Source organism: Puniceicoccus vermicola (assembly GCF_014230055.1).
Classification (GTDB): domain Bacteria; phylum Verrucomicrobiota; class Verrucomicrobiia; order Opitutales; family Puniceicoccaceae; genus Puniceicoccus; species Puniceicoccus vermicola.
Map to the genome: position 1 here is coordinate 20,522 of NZ_JACHVA010000132.1, position 20,798 is coordinate 41,319.

The 20,798-nt window shown below is 55.8% G+C and carries 13 protein-coding genes; 3 read left to right on the plus strand and 10 right to left on the minus strand.

What is annotated here, in order from left to right:
* Nucleotides 1–4: 4 nt before the first annotated feature.
* From H5P30_RS18460 to H5P30_RS18490, 7 genes are all read right to left on the minus strand, one after another.
* A complete protein-coding gene (locus H5P30_RS18460; protein WP_185694389.1) occupies nucleotides 5–1,951 on the minus strand; it encodes a DUF294 nucleotidyltransferase-like domain-containing protein in 1,947 nt (648 codons plus the stop codon).
* Between the two features lie 272 nt (nucleotides 1,952–2,223).
* Nucleotides 2,224–2,691 (minus strand): threonine/serine exporter family protein, encoded by a 468-nt coding sequence (locus H5P30_RS18465; protein WP_185694390.1) that lies wholly within the window; start codon nucleotides 2,689–2,691, stop codon nucleotides 2,224–2,226.
* Nucleotides 2,688–3,473 carry a threonine/serine exporter family protein gene (locus H5P30_RS18470; RefSeq protein WP_221774406.1) on the minus strand — a complete coding sequence of 262 codons (786 nt, stop codon included), beginning with the start codon at nucleotides 3,471–3,473 and terminating at the stop codon, nucleotides 2,688–2,690. Before H5P30_RS18470 ends, H5P30_RS18465 begins: the two co-directional genes overlap by 4 nt.
* Nucleotides 3,474–3,475: 2 nt before the next feature.
* Nucleotides 3,476–3,637, minus strand: a complete 162-nt coding sequence (locus H5P30_RS18475) for a hypothetical protein (RefSeq protein ID WP_185694391.1) — start codon at nucleotides 3,635–3,637, stop codon at nucleotides 3,476–3,478.
* 710 nt (nucleotides 3,638–4,347) lie between these two features.
* Nucleotides 4,348–6,057 (minus strand): NHL repeat-containing protein, encoded by a 1,710-nt coding sequence (locus H5P30_RS18480; RefSeq protein WP_185694392.1) that lies wholly within the window; start codon nucleotides 6,055–6,057, stop codon nucleotides 4,348–4,350.
* Between the two features lie 5 nt (nucleotides 6,058–6,062).
* Nucleotides 6,063–9,779, minus strand: coding sequence for a FlgD immunoglobulin-like domain containing protein (locus H5P30_RS18485; protein WP_185694393.1), 3,717 nt, complete (start codon nucleotides 9,777–9,779; stop codon nucleotides 6,063–6,065).
* Nucleotides 9,780–10,271: 492 nt separating this feature from the next.
* Nucleotides 10,272–11,186 (minus strand): helix-turn-helix transcriptional regulator, encoded by a 915-nt coding sequence (locus H5P30_RS18490; RefSeq protein ID WP_185694394.1) that lies wholly within the window; start codon nucleotides 11,184–11,186, stop codon nucleotides 10,272–10,274.
* Nucleotides 11,187–11,412: 226 nt separating this feature from the next.
* Here H5P30_RS18490 and H5P30_RS18495 point away from each other — a divergent pair, with 226 nt between their 5' ends.
* Nucleotides 11,413–11,628, plus strand: coding sequence for a hypothetical protein (locus H5P30_RS18495; protein WP_185694395.1), 216 nt, complete (start codon nucleotides 11,413–11,415; stop codon nucleotides 11,626–11,628).
* Complete coding sequence (locus H5P30_RS18500; RefSeq protein WP_221774407.1) at nucleotides 11,580–13,094, plus strand: FAD-dependent oxidoreductase; 1,515 nt, start codon at nucleotides 11,580–11,582, stop codon at nucleotides 13,092–13,094. The genes H5P30_RS18495 and H5P30_RS18500 overlap by 49 nt, the downstream gene beginning before the upstream one ends.
* Before the next feature lie 50 nt (nucleotides 13,095–13,144).
* Here the strand turns inward: H5P30_RS18500 and H5P30_RS18505 are convergent, their stop codons facing one another.
* Both H5P30_RS18505 and H5P30_RS18510 read right to left on the minus strand, forming a co-directional pair.
* A complete protein-coding gene (locus H5P30_RS18505) occupies nucleotides 13,145–14,926 on the minus strand; it encodes a glycoside hydrolase family 31 protein (RefSeq protein WP_185694396.1) in 1,782 nt (593 codons plus the stop codon).
* 105 nt (nucleotides 14,927–15,031) lie between these two features.
* A complete protein-coding gene (locus H5P30_RS18510) occupies nucleotides 15,032–16,051 on the minus strand; it encodes a Gfo/Idh/MocA family protein (RefSeq protein WP_185694397.1) in 1,020 nt (339 codons plus the stop codon).
* 574 nt (nucleotides 16,052–16,625) lie between these two features.
* On the opposite strand from H5P30_RS18510, the gene H5P30_RS18515 reads away from it, so the two are divergent.
* Nucleotides 16,626–18,986 carry a glycoside hydrolase family 95 protein gene (locus H5P30_RS18515; protein ID WP_185694398.1) on the plus strand — a complete coding sequence of 787 codons (2,361 nt, stop codon included), beginning with the start codon at nucleotides 16,626–16,628 and terminating at the stop codon, nucleotides 18,984–18,986.
* Between the two features lie 96 nt (nucleotides 18,987–19,082).
* On the opposite strand, the gene H5P30_RS18520 is transcribed toward H5P30_RS18515, so the two are convergent.
* Complete coding sequence (locus tag H5P30_RS18520; RefSeq protein ID WP_185694399.1) at nucleotides 19,083–20,792, minus strand: sugar phosphorylase; 1,710 nt, start codon at nucleotides 20,790–20,792, stop codon at nucleotides 19,083–19,085.
* Nucleotides 20,793–20,798: the final 6 nt, after the last annotated feature.

The window sequence follows — 20,798 nt, forward strand, 5'->3', positions numbered from 1 at the left end:
AATCCTACAGTTGGAAGTCCATCCGGACCGAGGTTTGTAACAGGTTCAAGACGTCAAATACATTGGTCAACTGGGACTTCTCCAACTTGCTCAGGGAATTGGGTTCGATGAAACGGCCACTGTCCTGCCGTCTCAACCCGGTTCGAATCCTCAGGCGCAGCAGGAAATCATAAGCCTCATAGGCCAAGCGGGCCACCTGCGCATGGGTCGCGTCGAACTCCTCGAGCTGCTCGAAGCGTCCCCCCGTCGAGTAGTGTCGCATGAGCCGATAGCGCAAAGCGTAAATGCGGGCCGCATCTCGAAGAGGCCCCAATCCGCGGCTTTTGATGTCGAACTCTCCCGCGCGCTCCCCCTTGCGTTCGACGACGAACTGTCCCCAGAAGTTGAGCGGAGGCGGCACGGCCACGATCATTCGAGCAAGCCGCTTTTGCATCGGAAGATTTCCCGCCAGCGAATCGAAGATCAACTCCCGTAAACGCAGGCACATTTCCGCATCCCCGGCAACGCAACGAAGGTCGAACAAGACAATCGCCCGCAAGGTCGAATCCCCCCGGGTGAAATCGTAGCTCCGGATCTCCTGCCCCCACTCGGTTTCGGTTTTGCACCAGCGGGGGTTACAGGCCATCACGCCTCCCTGGCAGCGGGTGAAACCGCAGACCGTGAGCTTCTCAATCACACGATCCGCAAACTCCAAAAAGACTTTCCGATGCTTTTCATCGAGGTCGGGGTCACCGGTCGACGAAAACACCAACGCGTTGTCCATATCCGTTCGCAACACCTGTTCCCGCCTGCCATCGCTGCCGACGGACATCCAGGCCCAGGATACGTCCGGCAAGGACTTCCCTTTCTCCCCCATTTCCGCGGTCACCATTGCGATCAACTTCTGCGTCAACTCGTCGTAGAGCTCGGCGCAGATCTGCCCGAGAAACACCCCGGAAAGGCCGGCTTCGACATAGCTCCGGGCAATCTGCTCGATCTCGTCGCACAATTCGCTCAACCGAGAGTCGGATCGGGCATCCCGAATTTCCCGAATCAATCCCGCCGGATGTTGTCCGCTTTGCGCCAAGAGGTCCTTGTGGGTGCACACGTCGAGCGCCTTGCTCTCCGGAGTGCCATCCTCCGTCACGCAGACCTGGGGAACCCGCGACCGCATCATCAACAGGGTCGCTGCGGTCGCACTCGATTGCGGCGCCACCGTGATCACCGGGCTCGCCATCACTTTGCGAACCGGATCCAACGAGTCATTTCCCTGGACGATGACCCATTTCACCAAATTCACACTGGTTACGACCCCGAGAGGACGGCGTTCCTCGTCGACCACCAAGATCGAAGGGACCCGTTTGGACACCATCAACGCCGCGGCCTCCTTGATGGGAGCCTCGGGCAGACAAGTGAGCAACCGGGCCAAAGCTCTTGGCTGAATCAACTGCGCCCCTTCCAGATGGGACTGCAAGATCGTTCGCTTCCCCTTCAGGCGGGATTCCTCGGGCACGCTGACCTTGGCCCCGATGCGCGTCGACCAGAACAGATGTCGCCGGACATAGTAGCGCGCGGAGTCGTTGTCCTGCAGTTGTTCTTTGAAGAGATCGCCCGGGACGACATAGAGCAAGGAATCCTCCTCGACCACGGCATTCACCTTGAAAGGCTCATTCTCCAGAAGTGCCGTCAGCCCGAGCAGATCTCCCACGTCCCGCACGTCGACCAATTCGCTCGTCCCATCATTTTCCCAGTAGTATTCGATTCTCCCCAGCGAAAGAAAAAAGAGATCTCCCTGATGGGCCTCTCCCTGTTTCCAGAGAGATTCTCCCTTGGCCAGCGCCCGCACCCGCGACCGTTGCGCCAGATTCCACACCGCTTCTTCCGGCATCAAACTGAACGGCGGGAACTGCCCCAAAGCCCGCGCGATGCGGTCGGGGATCTGGTTCTGAGAGCCTGATGAGGGGGTCGACATCATTCCGAACAATTTTCTCTCCTTATTCCTCGCTCCGGTCGGAAGCCACCCCGCAGTGACTTGACAGTCAATCCAGCCGGAAAAAGGACCAATCCTTTAACACAAGGAATTATCCAGATTCGGGAGAATTCTGCAAGTGAAGGATCGTCCCCCAGAAACACCGCAGATTGATTCGATCTCAGGAATGCCGAGGTGTTTGGTCGCGAGCGGAAGAACCGCCAGAATGCACCTGTTCCTGAGCCGTCAACCTCGATCAAACGCCTCTAGATCCGCTAAACCACCGGCTTTCGCCGATAGAATAGCAGCCCGGGCATGGCCAGGCCGACCGCCAATCCCGCGACTATGAAAATGGCGCGCAGACCGTTCTCCAGCGCCTCCGAAAGGAGAACATCACTCAATCCGGACCGCTCGATCTCCGCCAAGGCCAATAACGCCGTAAAGGCGTAAACGCCGGGAATCATCGGAATCATCGCCGCCACGGTGAAAACCTTGGGGTGCGCCCGCAAATGTCGCGCCCAATACACCCCCACCATACTCACGGTGGTAGCCGCGAGGAAGGTCGCCCACTCGATGTGGAGATTCCCGACATGGATTAACAAGAACCGCAAGCCGTGGCCCAAGGCCCCTCCGAGCGCGCAGAACTTCAAAGCCTCCCGCGGGACGTTGAAAACCAAGGCAAATCCCACCGCCGGCACCGCCGCCAACAACATATCCTGTAAAAGTGATCCCAGTAAGTTCATTTGATCCACGCCCAGGCGTCCCACACCGTCATTGCCAACAAAATACCCGCACAGGAAGCCGCACAAAGCAGGCCAGCCATCACGCCCCGCGCGATTCCCGTATTCACATATCCCTTCACCATATCCGAAACCGAATTGATGAGGGGAAATCCCGGCACCAGCAGCAAAACACTCGCGGCCATCGCAATCTTGGGGGTTCCCACAAACCCGAGAATCAGCCCCTGCGCCGCAATCGAGGTCGCGACAAATGCGGCGATGGCGAAATTGACCAGAGGATTGAAATGCAGATGAGCCAACTGGTGCCGCGTCGTCATGGCGACAAAGCTCGCGACGAAGGTGAGTCCGGAGGCGGGAATGTCCGCGCCCGCGAGACGAGCGAAGCAAGCGCACGACAGCCCGATCATCACGGCAACCACCCAACGATTGTAGCGATCCTGACTGATCCCCTCGAGCTCGCGCGAGACGCCATCTACGTCTAGGAGCCCCTCCTCGGCCTTGAGCATGATGCGCTGTACCTCCGTCACGGCCCGCATGTTGATCCCCCGATCCACATTGCGGCGAACGGTCGTATCGCTCCGCCCTTGAAAAACGGTGGTGATGGTAATCCCGTTCGCCGTCAATGCCACCTCTACCTGATCCATACCCAGGGCCACGCCGAGTCGCCGACTCACTGACTCCACCAAGACACTCTCCGCGCTGAACTGCATTAGGACGATGGCCGTCTGCACGCAGAGCTCGGTGACCCGATGCTGATCCGATTCCGAAAATTCGATCATATTCATACTTACTTGCCGATCGAGCCGTCTCTCCCCTCCCCGGGATCGATGACCTCGTAAGGCCCGATGGATCGATTCCATTCCGTTATATTCGCCTTGCGCGGCAACGGAAGGTCAATTCCAACAATGCCCGAAATTTTCAGTTCTTTTCCGGAGCAAAAGGCGGTCATCCATAGAATTCCCCTCCTACTCAGAGGCATATCTTTACCGCCAAATCCGGTGAGCCACTCAGCCTTGTCCAAGCCCTTGATTGAGAGGCGATTCTTCCTGTGGTTTGACCTCGTTCGATTGCTCCTTCTTAAGGCCGAAGGTCTTATTTACCCGAGCCTCGGGCGACGCCCGAGGTAAAACGGATGGGATGGTAGGTAGGCTGAAAGCGCTAAAGCACGCTTTCAGCGTGCCCATTTCTTGCTTTGGGATCCTCGGGCGTTGCCCGAGGCTATTCTTGAATGGCGCTTTTAGCGCACCGATGGACCTTCGCGAATCCAGCGAAAACCTGAACCCAATCTAAGCTCCTTGTCATCAGCATTGTCGTCGACTCGAAGAGACGAAAAAATGTGTACAAGGACTTACCCGTATGGGGAGGTTCTGCGTCCGGATTTATTCGCAAACTAGTACAATGCGGGGTCCCTTCCCGAATGGCACTGGTTTAAGAACTATTGCGAAGATAATCTGGCGATTAGCACGTCGAAAAGAACCCCTCCACCGCCTGACGGCGGTCCCCCTCCCCTCCAAGCAGGGGAGGAGTCTCTACTTAAATTTTCAACTCCCCTCCTACGAGTAGGAGGGGGGGACCAGCGCCAGCTGGTGGGGTGGTTTCGCGATGAGTAGATATCCTTAAACCAGTGCCATGCGGGGCACCTTCCCCGCGTCTCCTCTTCTACTGCAACGAAAGCTTGATCAGGCGCTGATTACCCCAATCCACAAGAACAGCCCGGTTTCCGGCGGCATCGATCATTTGCGGTTCGCTCAGCGACGTTTCCAGGCCTTCGCTCTGAAATTCAGCCAACAGATCCGCGGAACCGCCCTCGATTCGGAAACAGACAACGCGATTGTTTTCCGTATCACTCACCCAAAGAACCCCCTCGCTCTCAGTGATGTAGATCTTCCCCCCGAACTGATCCCCCTCCCAGGAGTTCCATCGGCTCACCGGACTGATCTTCGCCTCGCTCTCTTCGAAAACCACGATCTCCCCTGCGGAAGCGACGAGCAACCGACCATCGACGGATCGCGCCAAGCTCGTGACCTCCGGCACTTCCTGCCCCAAATCGAGGTCAAAAGACGCATCCGTCTTCCGGAAACCTCCATTCGGATTAAGGAGGAGTCGAACCGCGTCTCCCGCTTCATTGGCTACGATGGCCACATTCGGTCCATTCTCCTGGGCATAGACCACCATCCCGGTCGGATTCTCGGGCAATTCTTCAACCGTGCTCGATGTCTTCTTACTCTGTTCGTCGTAAGGCCGGTGCATCAACTTCGGAGTTCCCCGGTAAAGAAAGGGGAAGATGACCTGACCATTCTCCGAGAGGGCTCCCTGGACGGCCCGCCAATCGCGGGAGTTAAAAGACGTTTCCCCTTTTAAAATCGCGGAGGGACCGTCGGACCAGTTCCAAAATCCTGAGTAAAACCATACTCTGCCCCCGTCATCGAGAACAACCGTTCCCGGAAAGTGGATACTGCCGAGGCGGCGCTCCAAGAGAAAGGCCTGCTTTTCCTCATCGTACCGCAGCAGGTGAATCACCCCGATCGGGCCCACGGCCGCATAACGGTCTTCTCCCAAGTGAGCCATTCCGCGGGGGAGATAGAGCTCCCCATCCTCCGGGAGGCTTCCGATGAAGTATCCGGAGCTGCCCCCGTAAACGACCCCGGGCTCGGGAGTGTAGTCGAGGTTTCGGCGGGACAAAGTCATATGCCAACCGAACTCAAAAACGTAACCATTGACCACCTGATGCAAAGAGCCTAGCGGCGTGGGACGGATTTCCCGTTCTCTTTCCGCTTGATAGGACCAGGTGCCGCCGACCACGACCTCACCGTCCTCAAAAATGTCGACGGTGTTGATCCGGTCCCCTTCCGCGGCTTGGCCGATCTCCACAAACTCGTCGGAGGTCGGATCATAAATTCCCACGACCTTCGCCGCAGTGACCAACCCGATCTTACCGTCCATGGCATTCAAAGAGATCTCTTCCACTCTCCGATCGACCTCTTGAGGCTCGGTTCCGGACGGGGCGGTAATGGGTAAGGTGAAGAGTCGATCCCCGGACCGCAAGACCACGAGATCTCCCACAACGACAAGGCTCCTCGATTCATGATGCTTCTTCTCACAGGGAAAATCGCCGAGCATCCGTCCGTCCGGAGAGAGGCGAAGAACATTCTGCGTTCCGCCAAAGCTCCAAAGCGCCCCGAGGCGATCATATCCCAGCCCAGAAGAACTGCCGTTCGTGCTGTATTCCGTTCCCTCGAAGTGAACGAGAGTCGAACCATCGTTCCCCGAATTTCCCAATACGCCATCCAAGCGAATCGAATCCCCGGAAGCCACACTCAGGCTCACGAGCAAGCCGACGACAAAAAGCATTAGATTTTTCGAATTCATGATTCTTACTCCCAGTTCAGTTCGCCCCAAAGCGCGGGGTTGATCATGGTTTCACCCGGGACGTCGTTCACGAGTCCGGTTGCATCGTTACTCCAGTAGCTCCGAAGGACGTTGATGTTCCCTCCTTCGTCCCCGTAGATGACACCGAAGTCCCCGAGAAGGTTCGCCGAGGTTCCATCCGAAGGCAGGCCGAGTCCGGCCACAGGTATGCGTGCCTCGAGCATATATCCCTGGCGATCCGTTTTCACGTCGACAGTAGCATCGTCGAGCACCTCGACTTGATCCACCAGAGCGGATCGCCACGGACTGCTGAAGGATACCGGATCGGTGGTCCCGGGAACACGGTAATCCAAGAGAATGACCACCGATTCTCCCTCAAACGGGGCGATCATCAGACGCTTGTCGCCGACAACAGGCTCCGAACGCCGCCGAGGTGCCTCCGGGTCGGTCGAAAATTCAAAGACCACCACATCGCCGGTCTTGAAAAGAAGATTCCGGTCTTTTCCGTTGTTCACCCAAGGGCTGGGATCCTTGACCGAATAACGAAGCACCAGATCATCCCCCGAACGGACGGCCTCCACCTTCCCGTAAGGAAATCTCTCCGAAGCATCGCCCCACTCGGCCACCACTCTCAGTTGGCCGCTGGGGATGACCGCTTCGCGGATGACTTTCGTTTCCGCCTGTTCTTTTTCTAGGATCTTCTGCGCCGCTTTGACCTGCTCCGCCGAAACGGGCAATGAACCGCCCTGACGCTCGACTTCATCCAAGCCGTGAATTTCAAAAATCCGATAATCAGAGTGTCCGGACTGCAAAATGTAACGTCTGGACTCCTGATCCCGACCGAAGTACCCACCAAAGCACTCACCTCCGATTCGATATGCACTGGCATCACGAGAGAGTCGAACGTCCTGGAACATCTCATCGAGATAGATTCCATCCGTGGTCATCACGAAAAAGCGCCCATGATTTCCGTTGATGACCGTCACGTCTCCCTTCTCATCCAGCGGGGCCATCCCCAGGTAAGATAAAGAACCCTGGAGCACGCCCGTTTCGGGCAAGGGAGCCTTGTGGGATCCATGCACTCCCGTCCAGTCATTGGGGAAGGTCCACTCGACCTCATTGTCGGCGCTCACCCCATACATGGGATGGCTGTTGAAAAGCATTCGCCCCTGACTGTCGACGAGGAAGGACTGTGAATTCCTCATATTCAACCCCGGAACCGCCTCGGCATTCATCACCGCTTCTTCGAAATTCCAATCCGGAGCCCCGGAGGGCAGCCAGCCGTTGAAAGTCAGGTTCCCAATCCCTTCTTCTCCGTCGGCCAAAGACACCCACAACTTCCAATCCAGAGTATTCTCAAAATGATACCCCCAAATCGATCCATGCATGCGATGGTCTGCATCTCCAGCGACCTGAACCTCTTCGAGCTGCGCCTGGTCATCACCATTGCGGTCGATCCACATGACGGAAAGTTCACGCCCGCCCTTCGAGGCCTTGGGAGCATTGCGGAAATTATCGTAAGGCCCCACGGGCTCGTCGAAATCGGCAAGAACTTCCTTCAACTGGGGATGCTGGGTAAAAACCTCGGGAACCCACCAGCGAGGACTCTCCGCCTCATAGCCATGCAAGGCACCAAACATCGCCCAAAGCTTGAGACTTCCGTTCGGCATCATCTCGTAGAGACGCATCACGGCATCCTTGGATATGATGAACGTTCTCCCGTCCTGATGCAGATACCATGCGCTGAAGGGATAAAAACGATAGGTGGGCATTTCCGGCTTATGTCCGGAGAAGAGAACCGATTCGATCTCCACCTCTCCGGAATCAATGTCAATGTCCCAGGAAGCGCCACCGCCCAACCACTGGGAAATGTCGGCAGTGTCAAAGCCCGCACCGGAGGCGCCGTAGTGCGAAGGTCCAAAAAGTTCCTTCTCCAACTGCTGCTCGCCCGCGTTCCAAACACTGATTCTCTTCGGACGGAAATGATTCTCGGCCACCCAGAGCTGATTCGTGTCGTCCAACGCTAAACCCGTTGGTAAACGGACAGCGTCCGGAACCCACGTTCCCTCTTCAACTCCTCCTCCAGTCTGACCGATTTGGCCAAGATCATTTCCCGCCAAGTCGTAAACCTTGATATTCTGATCGACGCCGTTGTCGGCGACATAGACGATTCCATCCGGGCTGAGAGCGAGAGCGGATCCTACGGGATGCAGCCCCTGCTCGGCGCGCTCTTCGCTCAAAGCCGGACGGAAGAGCGGCTGAAACTGTGGATCATTCACCGGGTCCTGAAAACTCACCAGATCCTGACCGCTGTAGGCCAGTAGTTGTTTCCCATCCGTCGCCAGAGCCCCCGGCTTCTCGATCGCCAAGGAGTCGACCTCCTCCCCGGTTTCCGGGTCCAAAGCGATGATCAGGTCATCGTCATAAAGGGAAACGTACAGCTTTCCTTTCAGGAAAACCGCACCGCGCAGATTGTGCACCACCGCATGGCGTCCCCCCGCAGAAGGATCCAAGCGATATTCGCGAACCACCTGATAGGTCTCCCGGCCATTCTGATAACGGTGCTCGCGACCGTCTTCCAAATTCCAGGCAATCAAGTTCAAAGAGGCGTACAGGTATTCGTTGCCGTCTTCATCCTTCCGAATTTTTGAATAACTCGGTGCTCCCTCGCACAAGGCGTAAAACCGCGAATCATCCATCGCCAAAAAGATCCTTCCGTGTCCCATGTGGGGGGAGGTGTTGGCATCGTTGAGTTTGTTCCCCTCCTGGTCAACGATGACGATGTTATTTCCCGACTCGGCGATCGGGCAACCAAGAGCAATCAGTTCCCCGTTGGTGGCCGCTGCCTCGGGAGCGCTGTGATCCCCCAGCCAAAGACTGGTCGGACCGTCTTTCCATCCCGGGTTCCCCGGGTTGTAGTAAGACATCTTAAACTCCGGGGTGATCCCGGGGTGGCTCACCACTTCCCATTGATAATCTCCCGGCTCTACTAAATTTCCATTTTCGTCCAAACCGTCCCATACCTCGGTATGTCTCCCCTGATCAAAAGTCTTTCCACTGACGAGATTGCGAACCCGCCTCCCATCGGCGTCGTTGATGACCACTGTCGCCACACCGTCCATCGGCTGATCCCAAGAGATGCGAATCTGCTCCGCGAGATTCTCCATCAGCCGCTCATACTCTGCCAGACTGAAAGCCTTCCACCGATCCGGGTCGCTCCCCACCGGGGCAAATGGAGCAATCCCCTCTTTCATCCAAAAATTTTCTGCCTGGGCTACCTCACCATTGGGATTGATCCACCGAACGGCAAAAGCCATCCGCAGAGCTTTCAGATCACTCCCCAGCGACTTCTTCGAAAGCGAAAACGCGAACTCCTTACCATTCTCCAGCGGCACTTGCTTCGCCTCACTCGGATTCAGTTTCACCGTTTTACCGGCGAAAGCTCCCAATTCGACCTCCGGGGAGGGCCAACCGCCCTTCATTGACTCGACCCGGACCCGCACCTCAATCGCATCGGAATCCGAAAGATCCAGAGCGTAAGCCACGGAGGGTGAGGTGCCGGACGAAACCTCGATCCACTCGAGAGAACCTTGCGTCGAGATCGATCCCTGATCGACCGTTTCCGCTTCACCGGCCATATCCTGCACACACCCGAAAACGGCGAAAAGACAAGTGAGGAGGAACAGAAGACGAGTTACTGGAAAACAATTACGAAGGGGCATGAGGATAGACTTTGAACCAAACTGGGTCGCCAGGTAAAGTTATACAGATAGTATAGGGTAAATCGAATTCTTCGGAGCGTTCATAGAGGAAGCCTCGTTGGTTTCACCAAAACCGAGGGGATTGTCGCCTCAGCTACGGACCACACAACCAGCAGATCGAATGCGGTCCCATCCTCTGTCGAGTTTGAGACAAACCGGATTCCGATTCTCCCGCACGGGTGGCCAAATCGGGATTCCATTGCCACGATTCGTCGAAGCAAGCAAGCATCAGCGACTGAAAGCCATCCCCCGCCCTCGCAAACCGGCCCACAGCAAAATCGCTCCCTGCCCGATGCTTCCAAACGCTCGTGCCTTTCGGATCATCCGTCGCAATCGCATACTGGGCTAGCACAAGACAACGCGGGAGGAAGGGAGTATCGGAAAGCATCGCCAAAAACACTAGCCCCCGATCCAATCGATCACCACAAAGACAGAAAGTACACAGCCTCTCCCTCACGAGCCACTACTGAAGATTTGATCCCGGTAGGATCGAGGAGAAACGCCTACGTTGCGTTTAAACCAGGCGGAGAAATGCGAAAGCTGCAAAAAACCCAATTCCGACGCGACCTCCTTCACCCGTTTCGCCGGAATCTCCAACGCCTGCCGAGCCTGCCGAATTCGCCGCTTCTCCCAATAAGCGTTTAATGAGTAGCCGAACTCCTGAGCGGCCAATCGATTCAATCGCCCCAGAGTCAATCCCGTCGAATGAACGATCTTCTCCTCGGGAAAATCCTCTCCGGGCATCATCGAGTCCAAGACTTGAAGCGCCGCCACCAACCTCGGGTCGAGATCCTTCGGGACGTGCATTTCAAAGCCTTCCCCCACCATGACCTTCGCAAGCTCGGTCAACCACCGAAACAACTTCACCTGATAGTCCAGGAAAGTCAGGTAGTCGATCTTACTCCGCCAGAGGAAACTATCCCGAGGGTCTTTCCGGCCCTCCCGCCAGTTGACCTTCTGCACCAAACGCAACAATGGCATCGCCAACTTTACCAATTGGGGAAACGGGTCCCCGTCGAGCACATACAAGGGTCCCCCCGAGAAAAGATGCGTCCCATCCGGCCACCCCTGCTGCACTCGCAACGAAAGCAGATGAACATCGTCCGAGAACGTCTGCTCAATATCCTTCCCATAGCACAAGAGCCATTGTCCGGCATTCGCCTCAATCTCATGCCCATCGGCGTTCATCCGTGCCCATCCACGGCGAAGATACCAGGCGCTGAACTCGGAAAATCGCTCCCCTTTCGTGTTCCCTTGGCCCTTGGGAATCGCGTCATCATAAATAAATAAAAGATCGGAACCCAGACTCCCCCAATCATGCAGATTCGCCTGAGGCCACTCTTTGCGGGGAAGTAATTTGGATTTCATAGAATCAGTGCCGGACGAAAAGGGAGGAAAATACTCTCAGAGCCGAGTCCAAGAAATGGAATGATTCACAACCATTATCAATAACTTTTTAGATAATCTCGATAACCGTATGTCATTGCGCTCTCCACACCTGAACGGGTTACGATTGCGGTATTCAAAGTCGTCGAGCCTCAAACCCAAACAGATCGTAACGGAGGCGTTCCAACCATCGAATCCGCACAGAATCATGAAATACATACCCCTCTATTTCACCGTAAGAGATCCCGTTACGACGGGCTTTGTCTACATCTTCGATGTCGAAGCCTACGGCACATTCGGACTCCGGGGAAACGGGGATTTCGAACTTTGGGGCGCCTCGGCAGCCAAGGAGCCCACAACATCGATGGAGGAAACTTGGCTGACTACGGCTTCACCGCCGCGGATGACCGAGCGGGAACGCTGAGAATGGCCCTCGATACGACGGACACCACTCGGACTATCGCCGGCTTTCAAGAAAGCCCATTGCAGCACGCCTTCTATGCATCATCAATGAACCAGAAAAATGTCAGACCCAGAGTCTCCGCATACTCCGACTACGACGTCATCGTGGTCGGCGGAGGACCCACCGGATGCACGGCTGCTGCGGCGGCGGCCAGAGAAGGTGCGAAAACTCTCCTCATTGAGTCGACCGCCATGCTGGGAGGAAGCGGCACAGGTGCCCTGGTTCCCGCTTGGTGCCCCTTCTCCGATAAAAAACAAATCATCTACCGAGGCCTGGCCGAAACAGTACTGAACCGCTGCAAGGAACACCAAGCCCACGTTTCGCCCGAAGATCTGGATTGGGTGCCGATCGACCCCGAGTTGCTGAAACGGGTCTACGACGAGCTACTCGCGGAGAATGGAGCGGAGGTTCTCTTCCAGACGCAGTTGTGCTCGGTCGAAACCGACAAAAGCGGAACCGTTGAGGCGATTCTTGTCGCCAATAAGGGCGGCCTCTCCCGCATCCGGGCCAAGACGTTCATCGATGCCACTGGGGATGCCGATCTTTGCGCCTGGGCGGGCGCCGAGTTCCACAAGGGTGATGAACAGGGCGATCTCATGCCCGCGACGCATTGCTTCATCCTCAGCAATGTGGATGAAAAGGCCTTTCGCGAAACCTGCGACAACGGCCGCCGCCTCATGGGAAATCATCCCGAAACCCGTTTCTATGAAATCATTGAATCCGACCAGTATCCTCTCATCCAGGACGCGCACGCCTGTTGCAATCTGATCGGCCCCGGAACCGTGGGGTTCAACGCCGGACACATCTGGAACGTCGATAATACCGATTCCTTCTCCGTCTCGAAAGGATTGGCGATCGGTCGCCAGTTGGCTTCCCAATTCCATCAAGCCTTCTCCGAATATTATCCGGAAGCCTTCGGGAAATCCTTTCTCGTCACAACCGGCAGCGTCCTGGGCATCCGTGAGTCGCGTCGAATCGTCGGCGACTATTCGCTTACCCTCGACGACTACATTCAGCGCCGAAGCTTTGAGGATGAGATCGGGCGCAACTGCTACTTCATCGACATCCATCACTCCCTCAAGGAGGCCGAGGAACATGTGAAAGAAAAAGCCGATGGACTGTCGACTCCGGCGCTCCACTACGGCCCCGGAGAATCGCACGGCATCCCGTTCCACTGCCTCATTCCCCGAGATCTGAAGAACGTGATCGTCGCGGGTCGATCGATCTCCTGCGACCGCCACGTCCAAGGAAGCGTTCGGGTGATGCCGGTATGCCTGACCATGGGCGAAGCCGCCGGTACCGCCGCCGCCATGTCACAAAAAGATGGAGGCGCAATCCGCTCCGTTTCCGTTCCCACCCTCCGCGAAAAGCTCCGGCACTACGGGGCCTATCTGCCGGAATTGTCAGCAGAATCCGTCAGTTCGTAGCCCCTGCCTTCGGTAAAGCAGGGCCAGCGCCCGGGAAGAATCCATCTCTCTTAACCGGTCACACTCAAATCTCGGTTTAGCCCCGCCGAATACGAGGCTGTCGTCTTCACCAATTGGATTCTCACGCGGGAGACCTCCAGAAGCTGCGGTCGAATCTGCTCCACGAGGTCCATTCGCGCCTTCCGCACAAAGAGCGGGATGCCTGGGCAAGGAGCCGGATAGTCGGGAAATTCCCCGCCCTGAAGAGTTTCTTTCGTGTAGGCATCCACCCACTCTCCGGGAGGCAAAATCACAGTCCGGGAGACTTGGCCCTCCTCCAACACCGGCGCGACGAGAAGATCATCTCCCAGCAAAAATTGGTCGTCGATCCGGAAGAGTTCCTTCTCCTCCGGCGCGCCATACCAAGCAGGTCGGATCAAAGGCGCGGTGCGATCGGTCGACTGCTCGACGAGATAGTTTTCCAGTAGCTTGTGGATCTGCGCATACCCCCAAACCACTCTCTCGGTTTCCGGCGCATAGTTCCACGGAAAGTAGGAAAATTGAAGAAAGGGCATGAATGCCGACACCTCGGTCCAGCGCACCATCAATTCGTCTGTCGGCAAAGGTTCGTCGCTCTTTAAAGTCTGCACCCGTCCCGGAACCATGTCGGGAATGGACAGGTCGTAGCCCAGTAGCGCCAGATGCAGGCCCAACCGAACCATTGCCTTCAGTCCGTTATCGGCTCCCCAGTGCGAATCCTTGCCGCCCTGACGCCACAGAATACTCCGCTTTTGCGAAAGCCAAGCGGTCCTCGACTCGCATTGATTCGGCACCAAATCCTCGAAAACCGCCAGCAACTGGTCGGAATAGCCCGACTCCCCGAGAAACTCGTGCCAATTCGATTCGGACGGGCTTGGCTGGTATTTGAAATCGCCTCCATCGATCTTGAAACCATCGATTCCAAAATGATCCCGCAGGAATTCCAATTTCCCCCGTAACCATTCCCGCCCCTGCGGAGCGGTAACGTCCACCAATCCGGCGGTTCCTCCCCACCAACGGAACCGGGCCGCCCCCTTTCCGGATCGGTGCGGCACCAAAATGCCTTTCTCCGCCAGGTCCTCGAAACCCTTCGACTCCTGATTGACAAAAGGAGTAATCCAAAGCCACACCTCGATCCCGAGCTCGTGCAATCGGGCTACCATTCGGCCCGGATCCGGAAAGTCTTCCGCAAACTCCAACTCACCAAACGATGCTTCCCACCGGTCATCAATGATCAGCGTCGAGCAGGGATAACCGCGACGGTGAATCTCCTCCCCCATCGCGATGACCCTCTCCTGATTAATGCAGCGAGGGAACTGCGTCCAAGTACAGAAGAAACTGTCCCCAAACCGACTCGGCTTCGGCGGACGATTCGGCCACCCGAGAAACGCCATCAACTTGCGATGCGCCTCCGGCAGTGTCGGGGCCACCCAATGGCGCACAATCACATCGTCGTCCGCGCAGGATATCTCGAGCTTCCCCTCGCCCTTTTCATTCAGCCGCACATCCAGCTTGCGTCTCGTGTCCACCATGAGGACGACTCCTCGCGAACACATCCAAATCGGCGACTGAATGTTATTCACCGCGAAGTCCGGATTCGAGAGGCTCCCCAACTGCCACGGGAACGACTGCACGTGATGGAATCCGTGCCCGAACCAATCTCCACCGCTCGCCAAATCGAACGAGATCCTTTGTCCTGCAGCCAGTTCGATGACCCCCGTAGAGTCAATCACCCCATACTCTCCACCCCGAATGAAGTAGGTCAGCAGATCAGTGGGCGGAGCGGAAACAGGGGAAGAAGCGCGGAACGTCATAGCCGAGAATATGCGCCCCACTACCGACCGAAACAATCTATACGTTTTTGATACAATTTAACGCAAGCATCGGAAAACCGAGGCCCTCGAAGCGAGATATCACTCTCAAGCGACGGGCAATCGATCCCGAATCGCAGCATCCGTAGCTTCCCGTGCCAAATCCGCCACCCGCACCCCCTCCGAAGCGGTCGTTAAAAGCTCGGAATGCCCCGAATGCAAAGCCTTGGCCCATTCTTCGTACATCCCTTCAAATGCCTTCTCGTGCGACCAATCGAGGTCCGTTCTCCCCTGTTCATTCTCCAGAAAGAAGACTTTCGCATCTCGCTCGTAATGGATAATGCCCCCGCTCCCAATCAGCTCATACACGAAATCAGACCGCTGATTGAGAGACGTGTGCGAATACGAATAGCTGATCTCCACGACCGAGTGGGCCCCACTCGCATGATCCAGGTGAAGCCACATATGATCCGGAGCTTCGTAGTCGTCGACCCACGCTCCATGTGCCACGGAGCGAACCACTGGCGAGCCCGTCCAAAAATGAGCCAGCTCAATCTGGTGGGTCCCGCAATCGACCATCGGACCGCCCTCTTCCATTCGGCCTTCGCGGCGTTTCTGCAAAATCCGAGTTCCGCTGGGATCGATTTCATATTTCCCGTGCAAGTGCCAGTTGTAGATCAACCGCAGCGATTTCACCGAGCCGATGGCATTCTCCGTCACCAACTCCCGAATCTTCAGCGCAACCGGGCTGAACCGGTAACAGAATCCACAATAAAACGACAACCCTCGGGAACTCATAGCCTCGACCATGCCCTCCCCCTCGCTCCTCGTCATCGCCAGCGGCTTCTCGCAAAGAACCGGAAATCCATATTTCGCACAATCGAGAACGTTGTCCCGATGAAACGGCGCCGGTGAAGTAATCGTCACGGCCTCAATCCCCGAACCGAAAAAATCATCCAAAGAAGAGTATGACCGCGAAATTCCAAACTTCTCGGCGACCTTTTTCAAATTTTCCTCCGACGGATCATAGACCGCGTGAAGCTCGAGACCTTCTGCATCCAAAATCGCCGGGATATGTCCGTAGGTAGCCACTTGACCGCATCCCATTAAACCAATTTTTTTCGTCATTTTCGCAGCCTACAGCCCTCTTCGTTGGGGAACAACGACAATGCGTTTCAAAGCGAAAACCTCCGCCGGTTTCCTACTTAGGCTCCCCGGGAACCAGCAGCATCTCGATCAAGGACTCAAATCAGCCCCACACTGCCATTTCCAGCACCCTTTCGAATGGGGTTGCGCACGATCCCCGACCCTATCCGTTTCACAATCGAACTCAGATGCCTTGTCGTCCAGAATCAACTTCCGTAGCTTTGCTTGCGTTCCATCAACAACGCCTCCAGTTATTCGTTGAACCTCGGAACGTACGAAGATTTAGGAAGCCTCCCGCTTGGGATGATCTGAGCCAAAAGAATCGTCACCTCAGGATTGATCGAACGACCCGTTTCGAGGCTCTCAGTAGCACTCTTCAACATACTGGAAACCGAGTTTTGATCCGCTCACTGATTGTGGTCAACTCACTCTCTAGATCCTCGACAGAGTCCCGCTCCAATGGTCTAGTATATCAATGCAGCCATATAGGCACCCAGTTAACATCACATCGCCCGAAGAAATTCTTCCCTTCCATCCCGACAGACCCTGTTTTTCCATGAACACCAATACTCAAATCCAATTTAACAACCCTGCTGGCACCGACTGGAACCGGGCCCTGCCCATCGGCAATGGCAAACTCGGAGCGATGGTCTTCGGTAATCTGGTTGCGGAACGCATTCAACTCAACGAGGATTCCCTCTGGAATGGAGGCCCCCGGGACCGCAACAACCCCAATGCGTTGGAACATCTTCCAGTTATTCAAAAGCTCTTACTCGGGGGTCGTCTGGGCGAGGCTCATTCCCTCATCAACGACGCCTTTGCGGGGATCCCCGACAGCATGCGATGCTACGAACCGCTCGCCGACCTTCTTTTCGATTTCCAACACCCAGATATCATTGTCGACAAATCCGCATCGATTTCAGTCGCCGAAAAGGGCACCGATCCCGACTTTGACGAAGAGGTCCTTTCCTCCTATCACCGAAATTTGGATCTGGAGAAAGCAGTCAGTCAGATTGATTACACCTTAGCGGGTCATCGGTTTCACCGCAGTCATATCGCCACAGCTCCGGACCGGGTCATCGCCAGTCGACTCGAGGCCGAAACGGCGGGTAGCCTTTCCTTCCGCCTCCGAATCGTCCGAGGCCCCCTTAGCAGCTACTCTTCCCGCTACGCCGACGGAGTGAAACAAGTAGATGAGAACGGGCTCCTGACTTGGGGCGCTGCCGGAGGCCGCGACGGTGTTCATTTTGCCGTCTGTCTCCGTGCCTCAGTCGAAGGTGGATCTCTCGATCTCGTCGGTGATACGATCATCGTGAAGAATGCGGACGCAGCGACATTGACGGTATCCGCAGCAACCTCGTTCCGCGAAAGCGATCCGGAAGCCTACACCCTCCAAACCTCGGCAAGTGCCTTGAAGAAGGGCTGGAAATCCCTGTTGAAAGACCATCTATCCGACTATCAGCCACTGTTTGACCGAGTTAAATTGTCCCTGGGGGAAAGCGATGAGGGAAGCTCCACTCTCCCCACCGATGAACGCATTTTGCGGTTCCACAATGGAGAGCCCGACCCGGGACTAGCAGCCCTCTACTATCAATTCGGGCGCTACTTGATGATCTCCGGAAGCCGTCCAGGCAGCATGCCCCTTAACTTGCAAGGTATTTGGAATCAGGACTTCCAGCCTGTATGGGGATCAAAGTACACGATTAACATCAATACGGAGATGAACTACTGGCCTGCGGAGCCCGGAAACCTTTCCGAATGCGTCGAGCCCCTCTTCGAATTGGTCGAGCGTCTCATCGAGCCGGGCCGACACACCGCCAAGACGATGTACAACTGCCGGGGATTTGTCACTCACCACAACACAGATCTCTGGGCAGACACGACCCCAACCGACCGCAACCTCGCGTGTTCTTATTGGCCGATGGGAGGGGCTTGGCTGACACTGAATCTCTGGGAGCACTACGACTTCTCCCGTGATCGAGAAATCCTCGAACGCGTCTATCCCATCCTAAAGGAAGCCAGCCTTTTCTTCCTCGACTACCTGATCGAAGACAGCAAGGGACGATTGGTTGTTTGCCCTGCGGTTTCACCGGAAAACACCTACCGTCTTCCCAATGGCGAGGTGGGGACCATCAGCGTCGGATGCAGTATGGATAGCCAGATCCTCGACAAATTGTTCCGAGCCACCTGCGAAGCCAGCCAAATTCTAGGAAAGGACTCCGAGTTTTCCCAAGAAGTCGAAGAGACCAGAAACCGCCTGCCGAAGCCTACAATCAGTCCACAGGGACGACTTCAGGAGTGGCCCGAAGACTATGAGGAACTGGAACCGACCCACCGCCATGCCTCGCACCTCTTTGCACTTCACCCAGGCGACCAAATTGCCCCCGGAAGCACACCCGAGCTGGCCGAGGCCGCCCAAAAGTCACTCGAGCGCCGCGGTGATTCCGGAACAGGGTGGTCGATCGCTTGGAAGATCAATTTCTGGGCCCGCCTGTTGGACGGAAACCATGCCCTTCTCCTCTTCCGGAACCTCCTACAACTTGTCGACAGTTCCGCTGGGACGAACTACCAGCACGGAGGCTCATATCCGAACCTCTTCTGTGCCCACCCGCCATTCCAGATCGATGGCAACTTCGGAGGTTGCGCCGCGATCGGAGAGATGCTCCTCCAAAGTCACGAAATTAAGGATGGATGCCCGCTCATCCGCCTCCTGCCCGCACTGCCCGACGAATGGGCCGAAGGGCAAATCGTTGGAATCCGGGCCCGAGGCGGATTCCAACTGTCCCTATCCTGGAAGGCCGGAAAAGTAACCAAAGCGAAAATATACGCGTCGCACGAATCACAGTGCACGGTAATCTTCAACGGTGCCGAGAAAAAGCTCAGTCTTCAAACCGGAGAAGAGGTTGATCTCCTGTAAGGGGTAATCCCCGATAGAACCGCAGCTCTGAGGCTGCCACTTTACTTCGCTTCGTCGAGGATTCAATTTCTCCCTCAATCGCCGCGGGTGAGGCTTTCAGCCCGATCGTCTTAGCCAGCGAACTTGATAGGGGGTCATCTCTACCACCGAACCGGCGGTAAACTCATCGTCCAAGAGATCTACAGTCCATCCCGACAACTCCAGCTCCTGTTCCTTTCCGCTGACATTGTGGAGTGCGAGAACCTCATGATCCGCTCCTCCAGCTCCCCGATGCACCGCAAAAAACGAGGGTCCCAAATCGAGAATCTTCTGAGGAGAATCCGGATGAAAGGCTCGCTGTTTCTGGCGCTGCGAAAGTAGTCGCGAGTATCCCCTCAGCACCTGCCCCCGCAAACTCTCCGGCTCATCCAGCTCCAAAGATAGTTCTTGAAGCTGCAATTGGCTCCGGTTGATGCTCCGGGCGCGTCCGGACATTTTCATTCCCTCCAGATCATTGCGCGACCCCAAAAGACTATGAATGTAGATCCCGGGGATTCCCATGAGTGCCATCGGAATCGCCTGCGAGAGAAGAAACTTCTTCACTTGCAAATCTTCTGGATCGGAGGAACTCGGATCGTTGACGGCATCAAAGTAAGAAAGATTTAACTCGTAGGGAGATACCGATCCGTCGCTATTGCGCTTCCCTGTCATATCGCCGCCGCGATCATAGGACATCTGAACCAACTCAGCTCGCTCGTCTTCACTCAGGATGCCCTCTGTAGGACGCATCCCGATCCCATCGTGAGTCGCAGTAATGTTGAGATAGGTCGCGGTCGGGCTGATAAATTCTAGCCCTGCTGCCCACTTGGTTAGAATCGAAGCATCGCCCTTCAGCAAGCTCCAGACAATTAAGGGTGGCAGTGAAAAGTTATAGATCATCTGCGCTTCGTCCCCTTTATCTCCAAAGTAACTTATGTTTTCACGGTGCGGAACATTCGTCTCCGTGAGAAGCAGAACGTGAGGTGCAACTGAATCGTAGACGTCACGAATCAATTTAATGATTTCGTGGGTCTCGGGAAGATGAGCACAGGATGTCCCCAGCTCTTTCCACAGATAGGGAATCGCATCCAGACGGATCATCGAGGCGCCCTTCACCGTGAAAAAGAGGAGGATATCCAACACCTCGAGCAGCACCCGAGGATTTGCGTAATTCAAATCGATCTGATCTTCGGAAAAAGTCGTCCACAGCCACTCTTTGCCACGGCAAGTATCGTACGGGTGGAAGAGTGGCAAATTTCGAGTGCGCAACACCGAGGAAGTATCGGTCTCGGGATCCAATGAAACAAAGAAATCTTCATACCGTTCATCCCCCGAGCAGAACCCCTCCATATAAGGGCTGGAGGCCGACACATGGTTGATGACCGCATCGAAGACCAACCGGAAGTCTTCCGCCATCGCTTCGACATCCTCCCAACTTCCGAGGTCTTCCCGGATTTCGCGGAAATCAACCACCGAGAATCCGTCGTCGCTGGTATACGGATAAAAGGGAAGGAGGTGAACAAATGAGATCACATCTCCAACCCGGAAATTCAGAAACTGATGCAAACTCCGAATCGGACTTTCGTCATCCACAATCGAATCCGCATAAGTGATGAGAAAGGAATCCTTTTCAGACCATCCTCCCTGGCGCTCAACGACCCGACCTTTGTAAAATTCCAAAAGACGAATCAACGACGGAAGGATGCCTAGAGCTCCCTCTTTGCCATAGATCCGCTCCAACCTTCCTTTCAGTCGGGTCAGATCCTTTTCCATTTCTTTCGTTTCCATTCGCAC